Consider the following 19,827-nt stretch of genomic DNA (forward strand, 5'->3'; position numbering starts at 1 on the left):
GGTCAAGACCAACTTTATCACGATGCTCACGCCAATGCAATACTTATGCCCAACTTTTTTTATTTTATTGCAGTGTTTTAACTTTCTATTTACGTCTTATTTGTATAATGTGAGAAAAGAAGCAAAAACCCTAGTATAATATAATAGAACATGAACATGGGATCTCGAATGAACCGATGAAGAGAACTCGTAATTCTACCCATGATGGAAAGTAGCAGGTGAACTTATGCGAAAGAAAAGAGTACTGCTGTTTTCGGAAGGCTTCGGCACGGGCCATACAGGGGCAGCCTATGCTCTGGCCGAAGGAATAAGACTGCTGAGTCCGGATGTGCAGTGCCGGGTCATTGAGCTTGGAAAATTCCTCAATCCTACGGTCGCACCATGGATTCTTTCCGCTTACCGCAAAACAGTCAGCAGCCAGCCTAAGCTGGTCGGCATGATGTATAAGACCCAATATCATAAATCACTGAACCGGTTGACTAAGCTGGCTCTTCACCGGATTTTTTATACACATGCCTCACAGGTCATAGAGCAGCTTAAACCCGATTTGATTATCTGCACTCATCCTATTCCGGCCGCAGTCATCTCCAGATTGAAGCAGCAGGGGCTGGATGTCCCGCTCTACACGCTGATTACAGATTATGATGCGCACGGCAGCTGGGTGAACGCTGAAGCCAACCGCTATCTCGTCTCTACTTCACGCGTCAAATCGATTCTTACCGGACGGGGCGTATCTCCTGAGCTGGTGACGGTTACCGGCATCCCGGTGCATCCGAAGTTCTGGGAGCGCCATAGCAAGACTCAGCTCCGCAAGGAGCTGGGGCTCGCCGACATTCCTACCGTGCTCATTATGGGCGGCGGCTGGGGGCTGATGTTCGGGAAGGACATCATGAATTCGCTCACGGCCCGGATGGATGAGATCCAGCTTATATTCTGTATGGGCAGCAATGACAAGCTGGTAGCCAAAATGAAAGCCAACCCGCTGCTGGATCATCCCAATGTAAAGATTCTCGGCTACAGCAGCGAGATCAACAAATTAATGGATGCTTCCGATCTGCTGATTACGAAGCCGGGCGGAATGACCTGTACTGAAGGTCAGGCCAAAGGCATTCCGATGCTGTTCTACAGCGCCATCCCGGGGCAGGAAGAGAAGAACAGCCAGTATTTTGTAGAGCTGGGGCTGGCCGAAGTGCTCGATTCGGAAGTGGTGAACAAATGGTTCTCCATGCTGCTGCATGAATATGCCGGACTTGAATTACAGCGGAAACGCCGGACTTCCCCGGAACGCCAGCAGCCTCAGCATTGTGCAGCTACTGTGCTCCAGCTGCTGGGTAAGCCCGCCAGCGAAGCTGTTGCCGAATCCGAGTCGTGGAGCTCCCCCTCACAGGTGCGCAATGAAGAGGCCGTCTATGTCACCCCGTAAACGGACCCCGGTGAACAACAACATAAAGAACCTCCAGCCACTGGTAAGCGTGGATTTGGAGGTTCTTTTGCATTACATAAGATGAGAATGCAGCGGAAACCTTCTCCGCGCAGCCAGCGTGAATTCAGATGGCAAGACAGTAACAGTGATTATTTGTAGAAGGTATGATTGCCGATGGTCTTAAGGAGTGTCCGTGAATGATGCACAGTAAGATCCTGCGCGAGCGTCAGCGATAAGAAGAAGTACGTGTCATCCGTAACTTCCTTAACTCCCATAAGTGCAGCATTAACAGCCTTGATACTGTCCGCGTTGGGCTTCACACGCTTTAGACGGCCGTTGGCGACAGGACTGAATTGGCTTTTCTGATAGATTACATCATGAATGGTATCGGGAAAATTGGCTGACCGCAGCCGGTTCAGAACAACGTTGGCAACTGCCACCTTGCCCTGGTACGGTTCGCCTTCTGCTTCTGCCATGACTATTTTTTGCAGCAGTAGCAGGTCTTCTTCGGATACTGCGTAGCTCCAGGTGGCTTCAGCTTGCTGCTCCTGGCTTAGTAGCTTGGTCCGAGAGAAGAACAATGTTGCGGGGGGATGTTGCTGAGTTGCCGCTTTGACTTTATTTACGCTCGTTGTCCCCTTGGCCGCTTTCTTCAGCGCTTGCGCCGCTGACGGCGTTGCTTTCACCACAGTTACCTTAGCCTTAGGCTTAGGCTGAACGGCGCCCGTCTTCGCAGCATCTTGACGCTGCAGCTTCTCGGGGCTTAACCATCCGGTGCTTACCATGCGGGCCCAGGTATGGACCGGTTCGGCAGCTGTGGTGTAAAGCATGGGAGTAATTGTGCTGGATGAAGGGCTTGTCCTATATACAGCTGATGCAGCTTTCGGAACACTGGGCTCCAGAGACTCATGGCCGGCAGACTTCAAATTACCCATTTCTATTGCATTCTCCCCGGTAGCAGCAGATCCTTCGGGGTTCATCAAACTTATCGCTGAGAAAGACACTAGAATTACACTAACCAGCAGCGCAATACAGCGGCTCTGTTTAAATATTAACATTATTTACCTCCTATTTTACGGCACACTCCTATTGTATGTAACCGAAAATGGAAGCTTTGAAAACTTTCTTGTCGATTTATGTTGAGAAAAATGTAAATTTTTCGGTCATTTCATACATAGGAATGGCATGCATCCTGGTAGCATACACCACAAAAGCATCCACCGTCCAGCCTAAGTCTGGAAGTAAATTGCCTGAGGGACGTCCCTTTACCCGTAAATTTTCCAGCCGCTCCAGCGTAAACGGCTGCTCCTCACGGTATTTGCGGGCCACTGTCAAATGGGGATTATACGTTCGCGTTTCCGCCGTGAACCCTAACGGAAGTGTCGCGGAAACCACCTTTTTCTGCAGCTCCCTGAGCGGCTCGAGCTCCCCGGAAACCCCCGTCCAGAGCACTCTTGGCGAGTCCGGGAGGCCGAATGTGCCCCATTCTCCGAGCTTCAGCTGAAAGCCTTTGCTTGACGAGGAAACTTTCCGGAGCGCCTCGAACAGGCCCGGGATATCCTCCTTCGGAGTGTCGCCAAGAAATTGCAGCGTAATATGGAAATCTTCAAAATGTGTCCATCTGGCAAATTTAAGTCCGGAAGACACGCGGGCAGACTCATTTTTAAGATAATAGCGCAGTGCTTCCGGCAAAGGTATCGCGATAAACAGACGCTCAAATTCTTGCTCCGGCTCCTTATGTTCCATACTAATTTCACCTTTCCAGGCAGATTTGTTATTCTTATTCTATACTTATCGTCCATTTCTCTACTGAAATGTAGAATAGGAGGGAACCAACATGACTAAATCCATCGTTTGTATGCAGCATTTATCAGCCGGGCAGCAGGACCTGATCCGCGCCGCTGCACCAGGTTATACCCTTACCCTCGGAGATTCCAGGAATCCGGACCTTGAGCTGCTCTCCGGTGCGGAAATTATCATAGGCTGGGGAAAAGGCGTCAGTGATACCCTTCTGCGCCAGGGTTCACCGCTGCGCTGGGTCCAGGCCTGGTCTGCCGGTGTGGAGAAACTTCCGCTCGAAGCCATGCATGAACGCGGGATTCTGCTGACAAATGCCAGTGGTGTTCATGCCGAACCGATTACTGCCGTTATCTTCAGCTTCATGCTGATGTTCACCCGGAACATGCATACCGCTATCCGCAACCAGCAGAACCGCCGCTGGCATTCGGATGGACAAGAGAGTGAATTGACCGGCAAAACGGCAGTGATTGCCGGAACCGGCTCCATCGGCAGCGAAACCGCCAGAATTGCCAAGGCTTTCCGTATGAAGACGATCGGTGTGAGCCGTTCCGGCCGGCCGGTTGACGGCTTCGATGAGGTCTTCACGACCGGACAGCTGAAGGATTCCGTGAGCGACGCCGATTTTATTATCAACACTTTGCCGATCACCGACGAGACGCAAGGAATATTCGATGCAGACATCTTCTCCGCTGCCAAGCAGGGGGCCTATTACATTAATATTGGCCGCGGAGCGACTACCAATACGGACGATCTAATCTCTGCGCTGCACAGCGGACAGCTTGCCGGTGCCGGACTCGATGTCTTCGAGAAAGAGCCGCTGCCGGAGGATCACCCTCTGTGGGGAATGGAGCAGGTTATCATGACCCCTCACTGTGCCGGGGTAACCGACCGTTACGCAGACCGGGTAGTGGATATTTTCGTTGAGAACATGAAGGCCTATCTGGAGTCCGGAACGCCTTCACTCAATCTGGTCGACTACAGCCGCCAATATTAAGCCTCCGCCGCCGGGGCAGGCGGGGTTGCTGTGGGGTTGCTGCTAACTTGCGGACTGGGCTGGCGAGCTACGGGGTTGCTGGGGACTGGCGGACTGGGCTGGCGAGCTACGGGGTTGCTGCTAACTTGCAGACTGGGCTGGCGAGCTTGCTGCGGGGTTGCTGCTAACTTGCGGACTGGGCTGGCGGGGTTGCTGTGGGGGATATGCGGACTTGTGGACGGGCTGGTGTGGTTGCTGCGGGGTTGCTGCTAACTTGCGGACTGGGCTGGCGAGCTGCGGGGTTGCTGGGGACTGGCGGATGGGCTGGTGATTGCTGAGGATTTGCGGACTTGCGGTTTAAAGGTGACTCCTGCGGCTAAATGTTGTACATATTACAACTTTGGATGTTAGATAAAAGGGTTTTCTAGAGAATTGTTGTACGAAATACAATAATTGTCTCGTTTATCTGCCGAATAGAGGCGAAATGATGCCTTTTATACAACAATTTTCGGTTAACGTCGATCTTTCGAGGAAAATGTTGTATTTTGTGCAGGATTTCAACTATCCGGATTTCCCACGAAATGAGTTGAACTTGAAAATCACCTGTCCTTAATCCCCTGCGCCGGCAAAACTCCTGCACTTACAAGTCTATTTAGACTAACTAGCTGTGCTGAGTGAATTGCAGTTACGTTAATTGTATTTCCTGCAGTCTTTTTTCCTGAATATGGGAATTTTAACTGCAGAGAATGCAATTAAAGTCCTCGCAGCGCAATAATTGATTACTTTAGTTGCACAAAATACAGTTAGTTAGTACTTAGGCGGCGCGGTTCTCGTCATCAATTAGCCTGCAGTTCGAGCTAGGAGCCGGGGCCATCCGAAAAATCACCTGTTCAAGCTGAATAGCAGTATAGCTATACTCCTCTGCTTTATTACCAAGACAAAAACAGCCTCTGCAAAACTAAGCAGAGGCTGTTTTTATATTCCCATCTCACTATATAGTTTGAACTTGAAGTTTACAATTAGGGAGAAGTGGCGGAAGAGAAGTTTGGAACTGTAGGAGCACTAGCGTCCGCCTTTGTTCACGGATTTCCACCGCTACTAGCGGTATAAATCAAGAAATCCGGGAACAACAGCGGCCGGAAGTCCAAACATTCTCTGCAGTCACGGCGTATCCCTAAGTAATTAAATTTCACTGCTTCAGCCTATATTGCCCCTCACACTTGAAACCGAGTAACAGACTCCTTAAGCTCAGTAAGCAGCAGCTTCAGATGCTCGATGCCTTTGGCCACCTCCGTAGTCGCGCTGAGCTGCTGGTGGGCCGAAGCTGAAGTCTCTTCTACACCAGCCGCAGATTGCTGGGCGAGTGCCGAGATATGCTGGCTGAACTCGTTCATGGTTTCACTGGCTCCGGTCATCTGCTCCAGATCCTTGGCCATGTCTTCCACCGTGAGCGCCATTACCCCCACCGAGCCGTTGATATCGGCCAAGGCTTCGCCCGTCTCGACAATCTGCCGGCTGCCCTCTTCCGTCTTCGCCACGCCGCCGCGCAGCTGTTCAACCATAGCTCTGGAGTCATGCTGGATTCCCTGTGTAATTCCGGTAATCTCCGCTACGGTCCGCTGCACATCCTCCGACAGCTTGCGTACCTCCTGTGCCACTACCGCGAAGCCCCGGCCGCTGTCACCGGCTCTCGCCGCTTCAATAGCCGCATTGATCGCCAGCAGATGCGTCTGCTCAGAGATGCTGCGGATGGAGCCCACAAGCCGGAAGATACCCTCGTTCTTACGGTTCAGCTCCTCCACTGTATCCATAGACTGCGATACAGCGTCCGCAATCTGGTTCATTTGCGCCACCGAGCTCTCCATGAGCGCTTTGCCTTTTTCACCCTTTTGCCGCACCTGCTCCGAATGAAGCGAGAGGTCAATTCCCATGCCGGCAAAATTCTCAATTAAAGCGTTTAACTCCTCCACCGCCTTAGAAGCATCTACCGCTGCCTCGGCCTGGCTTCCGGAGGCTTTGGCCAGCTCTTCCATCGTCAAGGCAATCTGGCTGCTGCCCTCCTTGGTATCAGAAATCGTATGCATCAGCTCATCGCCCTGTTCCGAAATCACCTCGGAGACATTTCTGATCCGGTTCACCATTTCCAGCAAGGTACGGTTGGTTTCGTTTACGGTCTTGGCAAGCTGGCCGATTTCATCCATATTGCCGATCAGGGTATCCTCAGCGGTCAGATCACCGCCGGAGATCCGCTGCAGGTGTACGGTTACCTTTTTGAGCGGATTGATCATGGTCTTACGGATCACCATGTTAATCATTCCGATGACTACCAGGACAATCAGCACAGTTGCAATACTCAACGTCAGGGAAGTGTGGAAAATCTTCTCGGAAACTTTACCCTCACTCGCTGCTTCATCCTGAGTGTGCGCAACAAGCGCGTCCAGATCAATCTGCATCGAATTAAACGCCTCAATCCCCTTGTGGGATACCTCCAGTGCTAATTCCTCGTCATTCGAGCTACTCAGCAGGATCGCCTGATTGTTGACGGTCAGGAACTCGCCCCATTTCCCGACGAGCGACTGTAATTGCCCCAGCTCCTGCTCTCCGCGCAAGGTGAGCTTGTATTCCTTCAATGTATCTGACACTTTGCGGATGAATTCAGCCCGCTCTTCCGCCAGTGTGCTTTTCTCCGCGCTATCCGTGCTCAGAATATGCTGCATGCTGATCGCCATAACATGCTCTGTCAGGTAATTTACATTGTGGATTTTATCCAGTGCGGGAATGCTCTGATCAATAATATTGCCTGTGTTCTTCTGCATACCGTTCATTTGATAGAGCGAGACCCCGCCGGTAACCAGAACCAGTACTGCCAAAGCCGCATAACCGGAGGCAATCTTGAATCCAATACTTTTACTTCCTTTAGCTATAGCGGTCTGGCGCACCTTTTTAGTTCCACTCACCCATTTTTTAACTGCACTTTTCAGTTGTTGACCCTTGCCCATCTACGCGCGCCTCCTCAAACGTTTTCCGAAAACATGACCGGAATTCCATTCTATTACATTCCATTTTCATAAAATAACAAAAAAAAATAGGTTGCTAGTACTATTTCGGCAAAATACCTAAAAAATTTTATATGTATATCCAGATCATATAAAAAACAGTACCCGCCAGCCAAACCGGCTGACAGGTACTATAGACGCAGCAGTATGTCCTAATCCAGATCGTAAATCGAGCCTACCTTCAGCCCGTACAGCTCATTGTAGATTTTCTCGGCAAACGCATCGGTCATTCCGGCGATATAATCAATCACCATATGCTCCCAGGTCCAAATAGGCTTAGCCGACCTCTGATCCTTCTCATACCGCTGCAGCCAATCGCTCGGAATAATACTCCGCGAGGTCTCGGGATCAAGGAAGGCCTCCCACAGCCGCCGGAGGATCCATTCACTCCGTTTCTGCAGGCGCTGCACACGCAAATCGCGGATCATCGTTACCCAGGCGAAGCTTTTGAGCACACTGACCGTCCGCAGCATATCCTCATCCTCCTGGCCTTCCTTGATGAAGGTAACCTTCTTCCAGTCCCCGTCCTCGATGACGCCGAGACTGGCAACGAAAGTACTGACCCAATAAGCTTTAACTTCACGGCGCGTGCGGGAGTAGTCATTCTCACAGGTCGGCATTTTCTCCATCCATACCCGAAGGAATGAGCTAAGCACTTCCTCCACCTTGGCGCTGATCGCCTCCGCCTGCCAGCCTGACCAGAAAGCATCCTCCAGCGTTGTGATCTTCTCTACAATCAGCCGCTGGATGTATTCGTCGTGCATGAAATGCTCGTGTACCTCTATCTTGCCGGCTTTGATGCCGTCTTCGAGGTCATGGGCCGAATAGGCAATGTCATCGCATAAGTCCATAAGCTGTGCTTCCAGCGTCTTTTTGCCTGCCGGAACCCCCCACTGGGTGCGGATCTCGTTGATGTACTCCCATTCATGCAGGTACATGCCCTTCTTCAGCACAGTACCGGGAAACGGATATTTGTTAATGCCCAGCAGCACCGCATCCGAGAGGTTCAGTCCATCGATATTCTCCCGTTTCTCCAGAAACATGATCAGGCGGAAGTTATGGGCATTGCCTTCAAAATGTTCATATTTACGCTTCATGCTCTCATGGATTGTCTGCTTCTGTACCGGACCGGCCCCGGACTTCGCGGCAGCCTCCGCTGTCTTCTTGGCAATGAGCCCCTCCAGCAGGCTGTCCAGCACCTCTTCTCCCTTATGCCCAAACGGCGGATGGCCGAAATCATGCGCAATGGCCGCACATTCCACGACCTCCGGATCGATGACCAATCCCGGATTCTCAGCTGCCCCCGTCTCTACCTCAGGGTAAGAACGCAGCAGACTCTTCGCCGCTTCACGGGCAATCTGCGCCACCTCCAGCGAGTGGGTCAGCCGTGTGCGGTAATAATCTCCGGTGCCTGCACCGAATACCTGTGATTTGCCTTGCAGCCGTCGAAAGGTCGGCGAATGGATCAGACGCGAATAATCGCGTTCATATGCGGCTCTGGATGTTTCCAGCCGGGTAATTTCCGGATATTGCCTATGCTCTCTTTTCTCAATTAGTGTCATCTCCGCTGCCCCTATTCCATTGATCTGTATTTAGTATCTCATTATAAGTCATTTCCGGCAGAACTTTCACTCTAAAATGCGACCAGATAAGTATCCGGTTCAGATGATTACTTTCATCTTTCTCATTAACCTTCCAGTTCGCTCTACATAAAATGCATACTTCCCGGGGCAAATGGAGCATTCTAAGGCTCAAGCAGTGCAGGAACGGCTTATAAAAACACAGGGTGTGGAGTGAAACTTGAGACGCATGAAAAGAGGAATCCGAATTACTGCCGCGGCCCTTGCAGCGCTCGCGCTAATGCACGGCTCTGCAGACATTGCCCTCGGCAGCCCGAACAGGGCCAAGAACCGCTATTATTATGAGGAACGGGGCGACATGATCTGGGAGGTGCAGACCAGCCAAAAGGTTATTGCACTCACCTTCGACGACGGCCCGGACCCCTTCGAGACGGATGGCATTCTGGAGGTACTGCATGAATACAATGCGAAATGCACTTTTTTTGCAATTGGCAAACGGATCGCCGCTTATCCCGAGGTCGCCAGACGCGTCATTAATGAAGGCCATGAGCTTGCGAACCATACCTATAATCACGTTTATTTCAAAAAACCGGTCTCCGGGCAGCAGATTCAGGAGGAGCTGGAGCTGACGGAGAAGGAGATTGTCAAAGTATCCGGCAAACACAGCAGCCTGTTCAGACCGCCGGGCGGAATGTACGACGAGACGATGATTGATGTGTCCAACAACATGGGCCTGAAGCCGGTGCTCTGGTCCTGGCATCAGGATACCCGCGACTGGAACCGCCCGGGAGTCTGGAGCATCTCCAGCAGAGTGATCCGCAATGCCCGGAATGGAGATATCGTTCTATTTCATGACCATGTCCATGGGCAATCGCAAACGAAGGAAGCGCTGAAGATTATCCTTCCCGAGCTTGAGAAGCAAGGGTTCCGGTTCGTCACTGTCTCCGAGCTGATCACGTTATCCGATGCGCAGCAGGCGAAGACAGAGCGGTACGGGACTTATTGAAGCTCCGTCCTCCGCTCTCCGCCTGCTGTCCGGGGGTTTCTTAGATTGCGCAGGTCCACAAAATAGGGTAGTCTTGAGCATTATAAGGCTACCTGTGACTTCTGCCGCAGTGCATCCCCTGGGAGGGTTTAATTCATGTCCGAGAATACTTCCTATACAACCGAGGAAATCGCCCGGTTACTTAAAATATCCAAACTTAAAGTCTATGATCTGATCAAAAAAGGAGAGCTGCCCTCCTACCGTGTCGGCAAACAAATGCGTGTTGACCTCTCTGATCTGGAGGCATACAAGCAGAATTCCCGCAGCAGCGGGGCTTATGGGCATCCGCTCCCCGGCGGAAGCGGATTACAGGAAATACAGCCGCTGCAGACGCCCGCTTCCTTCGCGGCTCCGTATCAGGCCTTCGCCCCGCCGCCGCCCCATACCGGCAAAAGCACCAGTATGAATGTGGTCATTACCGGCCAGGATATGTCGCTTGATATTCTGGCGACCTATCTGGAGCGTACGCTGCCGTCCACCCGCCCGCTCCGTTCGTATGCCGGCAGTCTGGACAGCCTGATTGCCATGTATCACGGGGAATCAGATATTGTCAGCACCCATCTCCTGGATGGGGATACCGGCGAATATAATCTGCCTTATATCCGCAAGCTGCTCGTAGGCTTTTCTTATAAAGTAGTGCATCTGCTATCGCGCAGTGCCGGGTTCTATGTGCAGAAGGGCAACCCCAAAGGCATCCGCAGCTGGAGTGATCTCCGGCAGAGCGGGCTGACCCTGATCAACCGCGAACGCGGCTCCGGGGCCCGGGTGCTGCTGGATGAGCAGCTCCGCCTGCTCGGAATTCCATCCGCATCGCTGGAGGGCTACGGAACCGAAGAGAACAGCCATCTGGCTATAGCCGGCATGGTGGCGCGGGGCAGTGCCGATGTGGGCATCGGCACCGAGAAGGCCGCCAAGATTATTGACGGCATTGACTTCATTCCGCTCACCAAGGAACGCTACGATCTGGTCATGGTCAAGAAGCCCGAGAATGAACAATGGATCAGCACGGTTATTGATATTCTGCGTTCATCCGCCTTCCAGAACGAGCTGAAGTCCATTCACAGCTATGACCTTACCGAAACAGGAAATATTATATATGAGACTTGAACTAGCAGAACAGAAAAGGGACGCCCGGCGGAGATATACCACCGGGCGTCCCTTTTCACTGCATCTGTATTTCAATCGGGCATTCAATCCTTACTGCTGCATCCGGTCTACAATCCCGGTGAACAGAACCCCTTTTCACTGCATCTGTATTTCAATCGGGCATTCAATCCTTACTGCTGCATCCGGTCTACAATCCCGGTGAACAGAATACCTATCGCTGTAGCTCCGGCATCCGGGTGGCTGAGGCTCCGCTCGCCCACATAGCTTGCCCTGCCTTTGGAAGCGATGATGTCTTTGGTGTGCTCGGCTCCCTGCACCGCCGCTTCTGCCCCCTTGCGCATGCTGATCAGCAGGGCGTCGCCATTCTCCGCACTCTTCCGCTGGGTTTCAGCAGCAGGTATCAGCGCATCGAGCAGCGTCTTATCGCCAAGCTTCGCTCCGCCCCGCTTCTGAATCCCTTCCGCCGCATGCTCCAGCAGCTCGGCAAGTTCAAGTCCGCTTAGCTCTGTCCGGCCCTTGGCGTATTTGGCCGCGCTGCGGAAGGCCGAGCCCCAGATCGGACCCGAAGCGCCTCCGCAGTGCTCAATGATCACCATTCCGCAGGCTTTGAGGAATTCACCGATTTCCTCCTGCGGCAGCTCCTCCCATTCCAGCTTCAGCTGCCGGAAGCCTTTGGCCAGCGACATGCCGAAGTCCCCGTCTCCGGCGAAGGAATCCAGTTCACAGAATTCGACTTCCTTCTCAATGATAAGCTTCGCCATCTCATCTATCATCACTACTATATCAGCTGTAAGCAGCTTCTCCATTGCTTCCGCCTCCTAACATCTATAAGCTGCCGTCTCCGCACTATAGTCAAGTGCCTGCTTCAGCTCATCATCCAGCTTCAGCAGGGTGACCGATGCTCCCGCCATATCGATGGCACTCATATAATTGCCGACAAAGGTCCGGTATACCCTGATCTTGGCTTCCTCCAGCAGCAGGCTGACGGAACGGTTCAGAATGTACAATTCCTGCAGCGGCGTTGCCCCGAAGCCGTTAATCATCAGCGCGACCTCTTCCTCCGGGTTAACCGGCATATCAGCGAGCAGCGCCTGCAGCGCCTTCGCGGCCAGTTCATCGGCCGGAACGAGCTTTTCCCGGGCAATACCAGGCTCGCCGTGAATCCCAACACCGAACTCGATCTCATCCCCGCCAAGCGCGAAGGTTGGTGAGCCTTTGGCCGGTACGGTACAGGAAGTCAGCGCGAAGCCGATCGACCGGACATTGCGAACTGTTTTCTCCGCGATGGCTTTGACCTCCGGAAGTGTATCTCCGCGTTCTGCAGCCGCTCCGGCGATTTTATGCACAAACACCGTTCCGGCCACGCCTCTTCTGCCTGCCGTCGATGCATCGTCTGCCACGGACACATCATCGTTCACATACACTTTCTCCACGGGTATATCATCGTCCTCGAACGCCATCTCCGCCGCCGCATCGAAATTCATACAGTCGCCGGAATAGTTCTTGATAATCAGCAGCGTTCCTTGGGAGGAAGCCGTCTTCGTAATCGCGTTGTAGACCTGAATGGTCGACGGAGAGGCAAACACATCTCCGCATACCGCCGCATCAAGCATTCCCTTGCCTACGTATCCGCCATGCGCCGGCTCATGTCCGCTGCCTCCGCCGCTGATCAGAGTGACTTTGTCCGGGTTCAGCTCTTTACGCGTAATGATCTTGTATTTCCGGTTCCACTCCAGCAGCTCCGGATGGGCAAGCACCATGCCCTCGATCATCTGCACGACTACATCTTCAGGAGCGTTGATGATCTTCTTCATCTGGCTTCGCCTCCGCTTCCGCCCAGCCGGTCTGCAGCCAGAATGGCCGCATATACATCATACTTCGTCACCGGGAACGGCATATTATGAATGGACTCCCCTTCGGCACAGGCTCTTTCGGCCACCGGCATCAGCCGGGCTTCACTGATATCTGTAACACCCAGGTCCTTCAGGCAGGTAGGTAATCCGAGCGACTTGCAAAAGCCAAGCACCGTATCCAGTTCTTCCTGCGGCGCATTCTCCAGCACCATGTGTACCAGCGTCCCGAAAGCCACCTTTTCCCCGTGATAATAATGATGGGTCTCCTCCAGAATGGTCAGCCCGTTATGCACAGCATGCGCTGCGGCCAGTCCCCCGCTCTCGAATCCAAGCCCGCTGAGCAGGATATTCGTCTCGATAATATTCTCCAGCGCCTGTGTAACCACCTTGCCGTCATTGGCCGCTTTGGCCTTCAGTCCGTCCTCCAGCAGTGTTTCGTAGCAGAGACGGGCCAGCTCCATCGCCGCCTTCGTGCTTACCGCCCCGGAATTGTTATAGGTGAACCCTCTGACACAGGATCTCGCCTCAAAAAAGGTCGACAGTGCATCCCCCATCCCGGCCACCAGAAAACGCGTCGGTGCATTGGCAATGATTCCGGTATCCACCAGCACCACATTCGGATTCTGCCGCGCATACAGATAGGATTCGAACTCGCCATGCTCCGAATAAATGACAGAAGAGCCGCTGCACGGCGCGTCGGTCGCCGCAATCGTCGGCACGACAATAATGGCAATTCTCGCCCGGTTGGCGATGGCTTTGGCTGTATCCAGCGCTTTGCCGCCGCCAAGGCCGACAATGACATCACAGCCTTCTGCTGCCGTGAACTGCTCCAGCCGGTCGATCTCCTTCAGGGTACATTCCCCGCCGAACCCGCCGATTACGAATTCGAACCCGCCTTTGGCAACCGCTTTGTCCAGGTACTCCTGAACCCGGGCCTGATCATCCTTATGCGCCACCAGCAGCGCTTTCCGTCCATAGATCGTTACATAGTCCCCGATATTGTACAGTTCATCCCTGCCCTGAACATATTTAGAGGGAGAGGTTAGTATTTTTCTCATTTCACAGCACTCCTTAGGCAGGATTTGTAAACGCTTCCTATTCAGTATAAACGCTTTGCTGCTGTTTGGCATTGCACGATCCTGTATAGAACTATTCCGTCATTTCATCCTATAAACTCCCAGCGCAGCGCGGATTATGCACGGCTCTTCAGGCGGTAGACCGCCGGTGTTTCTCCTGTAGCTTTTTTGAAGGTCCGGATGAAATACCCGCTATCCTCAAAACCCAGCGAATACGCGATGCTCACTACAGATTCTTCACCCTCCACCAGACTACGTTTCGCTTCCTCCAGCCTAAGGCTATTTATATAGGAAGAAAAGGTGCTGCCCGTCTCCTGCCTGAACAGTCTGCTGAAATAGTCCGCGCTGATCCAGCATAACTGGGCCATGTCCGCCAGTCTCAGCCGCTCCCGGAAATGCCCATGAATATGCTCCAGCGCCGGCTTCAGCCTGAGACTGCCACCTATTGTGCCCGCAGCTTGCTTCCTGTCAGTCGGCTGGCCTGCCTCCTGTACCTGCTGCCGGGGAACCTCATGTACCTGTGCTGCTGCTTCTGGCTGCCGGCGAACCTCCTGCTCCTGCGCTGCTTCTTCTGTAAGCTTCACAGCCGCAGCAGCTGCAGAAGTGCCGAATACATAGGTCCGATTCCTGGCGCCTATCCTGCCGGTTATATAATGGCTCATGTGGGTGACCAGACGGGCTACGGATTCGATCCGTTCATAAGACATCTCCGGAAGGCTCCGATAATATTCCTCCAGCATGCTGTCATGCTCCCTTTGATCTGGACGGCTGGTTGCGCTCAGCATATCAAGCTTCTTACCGGTATCCTGTTCGGGAATAGAGATCTGCCCCAGCATAATGGAGCCAAGGTACTTGCTGCCGACTACCAGCGGTACCGCCATATCCACTATACCCATATGGCATTTATAGACATAGGGACGCTGCATACTCTGTGCGGCATATCCCCCGCGGTAATCACAGCTCTCACATAACCGGGAGGACTGGGTGGCCGATCTCATCGCTCTGCAAAAGTCCGTGCATTTGCTGTGCCGGGTCACCGGCTTGCCCCCAGCATCGACCGTGAGCACAGCCATATCCGTCACCGCAGCAAGATCGTCCTGAATGATCTGCAGCGCCTGTGTATCCACGACATCCTCAAGCAGTTCCAAAGAGTTCCTCATGAGTCCCTCCATTATCATTCAAATTATATCTAAAATTATAACATGATAACGGTTGCAACAAGGAGATTCGGCGCAAACATTTTCAATACTTGATCCTAGCGGACCGTAGTGCCGTTATTTATCGAAAGGGAAACGTTGTGCCGGGCTAACGTATCTTATACACACTTGCGTTCTCTCCAGCAGGCGGCCAGGTACTTGTCCAGCCCACTTCGAGCGGAATTCGCCTACTTCGGGCGGAATCAAGAGCATTTATGCTCTTGATTGGCTCGTCCAGACCAATTGTATTCGAAATATCGAATACATTGAGCTACTGTGAAGGTATAGAGACCAATTGTATGCGAAATATCGAATACATTGAGCTACTGGAAGGTATCCAGACCAATTGTATGCGAAAAACCGAATACAATGTGCTACTGTGAAGGTAACCAGACCCAATGTATGCGAAATATAGAATACAATGTGCTACTTTGATGGTAACCAGACCCAATGTATGCGAAATATCGAATACATTGAGCTACTGTGAAGGTATTGTGCCCTTCCTTCTCTCATCCCTCCCACTCCTTTAAGCTCTCCCTTTCGAGGGAGCACTTAACCGTAAATTCTTATATTTACAACTAAAACAACGCCCACCCCGGTTCAGGAGGACGTTGTTCCTTTCAGCGCACTATGATTTGGAATCCGTGATCACAATAACATCCCGGCTATAGCTACCCCCGGCAAACTCCAAGCCTTCCGGTTCATTCTTGCGGGGCAGCAGCCCTTCGGCAATGATATTGCCGGTGTGATCGAGGTAGCCCGCTACCTCTACACTATTATGGTATAAGCAGATTTCATCCACTCGATCTCCCATTATAATACGGAGGGCCGTTGCTTCTGCCGCAGATAGCTCTTTCCCGTTCACGCGTGCAGGCAGGGGCTCAATGGTCACCTTAGGTTTCTCCGTTCCGAACGGAACGGCAAGCGTTACGATTGCCATCTTCCCCGTCACAGTTAGCGAACGCTTCACCACCGGACTCTCAGCATACTCCCCCTGCTTGAAAATCAGTCCCGGTTCAAGCACCAGCTGGTCCTCAGCGTAGCCGGCCGGCAGATGCATCAGCAGCAGATTAGCATCATCCTCCAGCTGAGTGGATACTTCCCCGCTGAGGCAGTCATATCCCACTCCGCCGGTCGGCAGATGGAAGTACTGCTCATAACGGTGCTGTTCCTTCGCTTCAAACAAATCCACAATCAGCCAGTAGCTGTTCTTGATGAACAGCACCTTGCGGGAATGGATGACCGGATCATCGTAACGGGTATAGCCGTAATGGCTCGCGAAGCTGTAGTCATAGGCTGCACTGGACTGGACATCCCAGATTCTGCAGGCTGCCGTAGTCGGCGTATTCCAGTGAAAGCTGCGGACATGCTGGTCCTGGCCATCCACCACTACTGTATTATGGGCCCGGGTGGATACCGTATATTTACGTTCCTTGTTCCACTCGAACAATCCCATGCCTGAATCCGCCAGCAGCTCGCGCCCTCCGGCGTAGAGCACCAGGCTCAGCGCATCCGAATGGGCATGTCCGCCGACTCCAACACCTGCACGCATCGCCATGTACATGTCTTCCCGGCTCCAGCCCTGTCTGGAGGTGATGTAACCTCCAATCGGGAAGCAGGCTGCCGTTTCGGCAGGCTGCTTCGCCTTCAGCTGCTCATATTGCTGCACAGCTTCCGGCCCTACTCTCCAGAGCAGGGAGAACGGCAGCCGCTCATGCCCCAGCGCTTTGAAATCGCCGCGCTGATACAGATAAGCACCCAGACTCATGACATTGCGCAGCTCGCTGACCACCTGCACATCGGTATCGCCGAATTTGACCAGCTGTCCGTCGGGGGCCAGCAGATGCATCGTCACGGCGAACATTTTCTCTAAGGTTTCGCGATACTCCCCGGCGGAGATTCCAAGCTTATGGAACAGTGCCACCAGTTCATACAGATCGCGCATCACGATCAGATGATAATTCGGACTGCCTTCGAACTGTACCCCATCCGCATATACGTTCTGGCGGATATATCCCGGCAGCTCACGCAGCCCGTACTCCAGCCATTCCGCAGAATCCTTCAGCTCCGGCAGGAGCAGCGCCGTCTGAATCAGCCCCCGCAGCTGCATGCAGACATGGTTGCCGCCGCCGGCATGATATTTGCGCACATACTGCCCGTGCTCATGGAAGGACTTGATCAGCTTCAGCTTAACCGCAGGTTCAAACGCAGGTGAGCTGAAGAAGATAATGAAGGCTTCCGGCAGCATGAACAGCCGCACCCCGACAGACAACGGGTCCCAGGTCGAATGCTCAGAACGGAATGTATCATCGACCGGCATCCTATTATCATCGATGAAGTCGCTGATCATGTCATTGAAGCATTTGGCGTATTTCTCATCACCGGTCAGCGCATAAGCTCTGGACAAATGCTTCACATATACGAACCGGGTCAGATGCAGCTGATACTGAGAGCTGTCATACAGCCAGCTGTTCCAGTCATAGGTTCCACGCGGAAAGACCACTCTCTTCCCTTTAAATAGCGGGATATCCCCTTCCACGATCCGGTCTGCCTCAGCGATTGTCTGCTGCGCTTCCTCCTCATGGCCGTAGTAGCTTGCGGCAGACGCCTGAAGCTTGGGAACATCCTTCACTTCAAAGTAATATCTCCCGTTGTTACCAGCTGCAATGACCTCCAGATAGGCATTCCGTGCAGCCGGGACATCACCTGTCTTCAGCTGTGCGGCCACACCGGCAAGCTCAGGTCTGCTCAAGTCCAGCATGGTGCCGAGGAATTTTTCATCCGATAGCTGCGGCTTCGTATATATAGGATTATGGCGCAAGTCTTTATATCCAATCGTCATTTGAACCCTCACCTTTATTGGTTTAACGGATCTCATCCGCGTCTATTCCTTAATCGAACCGAGCATGGCTCCTTTGGCGAAATATTTCTGCAGGAACGGATACACGATCACAATAGGCAGCATGGCGAGCAATATCGCCGCATTCTGGACATTGGGTCCAAGGTTGGCCGCAAGCTGTGCGTCAACTGCAGCCTCTGCCGAAATATTGGAGGCGCTGATCGCCACCATCTGCCGCAGGAGCGGTTGAATCGGCCAGCGCGATGTATCATTCAGATAGATGACCGCAGAGAAGAACTCATTCCAGAACTGCACCATGAAGAACAGCGTAAACGTGGCGATGATCGGTTTGGACAGCGGGAGCACGACCGAATACAGAATTCTAAACTCTCCCGCCCCGTCAATTCTTGCCGCTTCATCCAGACTTTCCGGCAGGCTCTGGAAGAACGAGCGGATGACCATGATATTAAAAGCGCTGGAAGCCGCCGGAAGCACCACTGCCCAGTAGGAATCGATCAGACCCAGATTTTTGACCACCAGATAACTGGGAATCATACCGCCGTGAAAGATCATGGTGAAGAAAATAATCAGCAGCATGATACGGCGGCCGGGCAGAAACTTCTTGGATAAGGCATAGGCCAGGGTAATCGATACAAACAGGCTAAGCAGCGTACCCATTACCGTGATAATCACGGAGTTCTTGACCGAGGTCAGGAACGTATTCGCATTCAGCAGATAGCTGTAAGCATCCAGCGTCCAGTGCTTGGGCCAGATGAAGAAATTCCCGGCCATTGAATCTCCGGGCGGACTGAAGGATACCGCGATAATGTATAGAAAAGGCAGAATAACCAGCAGACTGATTAAGCAGATAATAACTACAATAATGGTGTCAAACCCTGTTGCCTTGAGCTTCATAACGTCTCCACTCCTGTTCTTGTTCTAGAATATGCCTTCCTCGCCAAGCAGCTTTGCCGCATAATTGGCCCCGACTACAAGGATCAGACTGGAAACGGATTTGAACATGCCTACGGTAATCGCGAAGCTGTAATTGAATTGCTCCAGACCGATATGGTAGACGAACAGATCGAACACATTGGAGACATCCAGGTTGAGGCTGTTGGTCATCAGGAAGATCTGCATAAAGTTGGAGTCCATTGAGGAGCCCAGACGGAGCAGCAGCAGTATAACAATCGTACTCTTGATGCCGGGGAGGGTAATATGCCAGATGCTCTGCAGCCGGCTCGCTCCATCCACTTTGGCCGCTTCGTACTGCTCCGGGTTGATCCCTGCCAGTGCCGCCAGGAAGATAATTGTCCCCCAGCCTGCATCCTTCCAGATAGACTGGAAGATGACCAGCGGCCGGAACCATTCATTGCTGACCAGGAAATTGGCATTGCCGTCAAACCACTGGCTGAGATAATGATTAATGACGCCTGAAGGCCCGAAGAACGAAATCGTAATCCCGTAAATGACGACCCAGGACAGGAAATGAGGCAGATAGACGATCGTCTGCGATACCCGTTTGAACACTTTGAGCCGCACTTCATTCAGGAGTAACGACAGGAGTATCGTAAAGGGAAAATAAATGATCAGGTTCAGCAGACTGATCAGCAGTGTATTTTTCAGCAAAATATAGAAATCGGAGGTTCCGAAGAACTGTCTGAAATTATCCAGCCCCACCCACGGGCTGTCCGTAATGCCTTTGAACGGGCTGTACTCCTTGAAGGCCAGAATGAGTCCCGACATCGGGATATAATGAAAAACCAGAAAATAGAGAATGCCCGGTGCCGCCAGTAAATAGAAAGGCCATAATTGATTAAACCGTTTAGGGCGCAAAGTTCTCTGCACAGGCTAAACCTCCTTATCCTTGGGCAAAAGA

At 52.5% G+C, this 19,827-nt stretch carries 13 protein-coding genes and 1 pseudogene; 4 read left to right on the top strand and 10 right to left on the bottom strand.

All coding sequences use genetic code 11. From position 1 onward, the window contains the following. Nucleotides 1–226: 226 nt before the first annotated feature. Entirely contained in the window at nucleotides 227–1,423 is a 1,197-nt protein-coding gene (locus QW71_RS19380) for a UDP-N-acetylglucosamine--LPS N-acetylglucosamine transferase (RefSeq protein WP_039302176.1), read from the top strand. Nucleotides 1,424–1,572: 149 nt separating this feature from the next. On the opposite strand, the gene QW71_RS19385 is transcribed toward QW71_RS19380, so the two are convergent. Then, entirely contained in the window at nucleotides 1,573–2,481 is a 909-nt protein-coding gene (locus QW71_RS19385; RefSeq protein ID WP_039302178.1) for a cell wall hydrolase, read from the bottom strand. Between the two features lie 76 nt (nucleotides 2,482–2,557). After that, on the bottom strand, nucleotides 2,558–3,169 hold the full coding sequence (gene thpR, locus QW71_RS19390) for an RNA 2',3'-cyclic phosphodiesterase (RefSeq protein WP_039302181.1): 612 nt from the start codon (nucleotides 3,167–3,169) through the stop codon (nucleotides 2,558–2,560). Nucleotides 3,170–3,260: 91 nt separating this feature from the next. On the opposite strand from thpR, the gene QW71_RS19395 reads away from it, so the two are divergent. Beyond that, on the top strand, nucleotides 3,261–4,217 hold the full coding sequence (locus QW71_RS19395) for a D-2-hydroxyacid dehydrogenase (protein ID WP_039302182.1): 957 nt from the start codon (nucleotides 3,261–3,263) through the stop codon (nucleotides 4,215–4,217). Nucleotides 4,218–5,410: 1,193 nt separating this feature from the next. Here QW71_RS19395 and QW71_RS19400 read toward each other — a convergent pair. Both QW71_RS19400 and QW71_RS19405 read right to left on the bottom strand, forming a co-directional pair. After that, nucleotides 5,411–7,195, bottom strand: coding sequence for a methyl-accepting chemotaxis protein (locus QW71_RS19400; RefSeq protein ID WP_039302185.1), 1,785 nt, complete (start codon nucleotides 7,193–7,195; stop codon nucleotides 5,411–5,413). Between the two features lie 209 nt (nucleotides 7,196–7,404). Then, on the bottom strand, nucleotides 7,405–8,814 hold the full coding sequence (locus QW71_RS19405; protein WP_039302188.1) for a deoxyguanosinetriphosphate triphosphohydrolase family protein: 1,410 nt from the start codon (nucleotides 8,812–8,814) through the stop codon (nucleotides 7,405–7,407). A gap of 247 nt (nucleotides 8,815–9,061) precedes the next feature. Here QW71_RS19405 and QW71_RS19410 point away from each other — a divergent pair, with 247 nt between their 5' ends. Continuing rightward, the gene (locus QW71_RS19410; RefSeq protein WP_039302191.1) at nucleotides 9,062–9,838 is read left to right on the top strand and encodes a polysaccharide deacetylase family protein; all 777 of its coding nucleotides are present in this window, start codon (nucleotides 9,062–9,064) and stop codon (nucleotides 9,836–9,838) included. Between the two features lie 135 nt (nucleotides 9,839–9,973). Further along, the gene (locus tag QW71_RS19415; RefSeq protein ID WP_039302194.1) at nucleotides 9,974–10,984 is read left to right on the top strand and encodes a helix-turn-helix transcriptional regulator; all 1,011 of its coding nucleotides are present in this window, start codon (nucleotides 9,974–9,976) and stop codon (nucleotides 10,982–10,984) included. A gap of 170 nt (nucleotides 10,985–11,154) precedes the next feature. Here the strand turns inward: QW71_RS19415 and dhaK are convergent. The 6 genes and pseudogenes from dhaK to QW71_RS19450 all read right to left on the bottom strand — a co-directional run bounded on the left by dhaK (nucleotide 11,155) and on the right by QW71_RS19450 (nucleotide 19,796). Continuing rightward, nucleotides 11,155–12,798: pseudogene (gene dhaK, locus QW71_RS39075) on the bottom strand (dihydroxyacetone kinase subunit DhaK). Then, nucleotides 12,795–13,895, bottom strand: a complete 1,101-nt coding sequence (locus QW71_RS19430) for a glycerol dehydrogenase (protein WP_039302204.1) — start codon at nucleotides 13,893–13,895, stop codon at nucleotides 12,795–12,797. Before QW71_RS19430 ends, dhaK begins: the two are co-directional and overlap by 4 nt. 134 nt (nucleotides 13,896–14,029) lie before the next feature. Next, a complete protein-coding gene (locus QW71_RS19435; protein ID WP_039302207.1) occupies nucleotides 14,030–15,073 on the bottom strand; it encodes a PocR ligand-binding domain-containing protein in 1,044 nt (347 codons plus the stop codon). A 664-nt stretch (nucleotides 15,074–15,737) separates the two neighbouring features. After that, nucleotides 15,738–17,951, bottom strand: a complete 2,214-nt coding sequence (locus QW71_RS19440; protein ID WP_039302210.1) for an alginate lyase family protein — start codon at nucleotides 17,949–17,951, stop codon at nucleotides 15,738–15,740. Nucleotides 17,952–17,993: 42 nt separating this feature from the next. Next, a complete protein-coding gene (locus QW71_RS19445; protein ID WP_039302214.1) occupies nucleotides 17,994–18,863 on the bottom strand; it encodes a carbohydrate ABC transporter permease in 870 nt (289 codons plus the stop codon). Between the two features lie 24 nt (nucleotides 18,864–18,887). After that, nucleotides 18,888–19,796 carry a sugar ABC transporter permease gene (locus tag QW71_RS19450; RefSeq protein ID WP_039302216.1) on the bottom strand — a complete coding sequence of 303 codons (909 nt, stop codon included), beginning with the start codon at nucleotides 19,794–19,796 and terminating at the stop codon, nucleotides 18,888–18,890. Nucleotides 19,797–19,827: the final 31 nt, after the last annotated feature.

The organism is Paenibacillus sp. IHB B 3415, from assembly GCF_000802655.2.
GTDB classification, from domain to species: Bacteria; Bacillota; Bacilli; order Paenibacillales; family Paenibacillaceae; genus Paenibacillus_AQ; species Paenibacillus_AQ phytohabitans.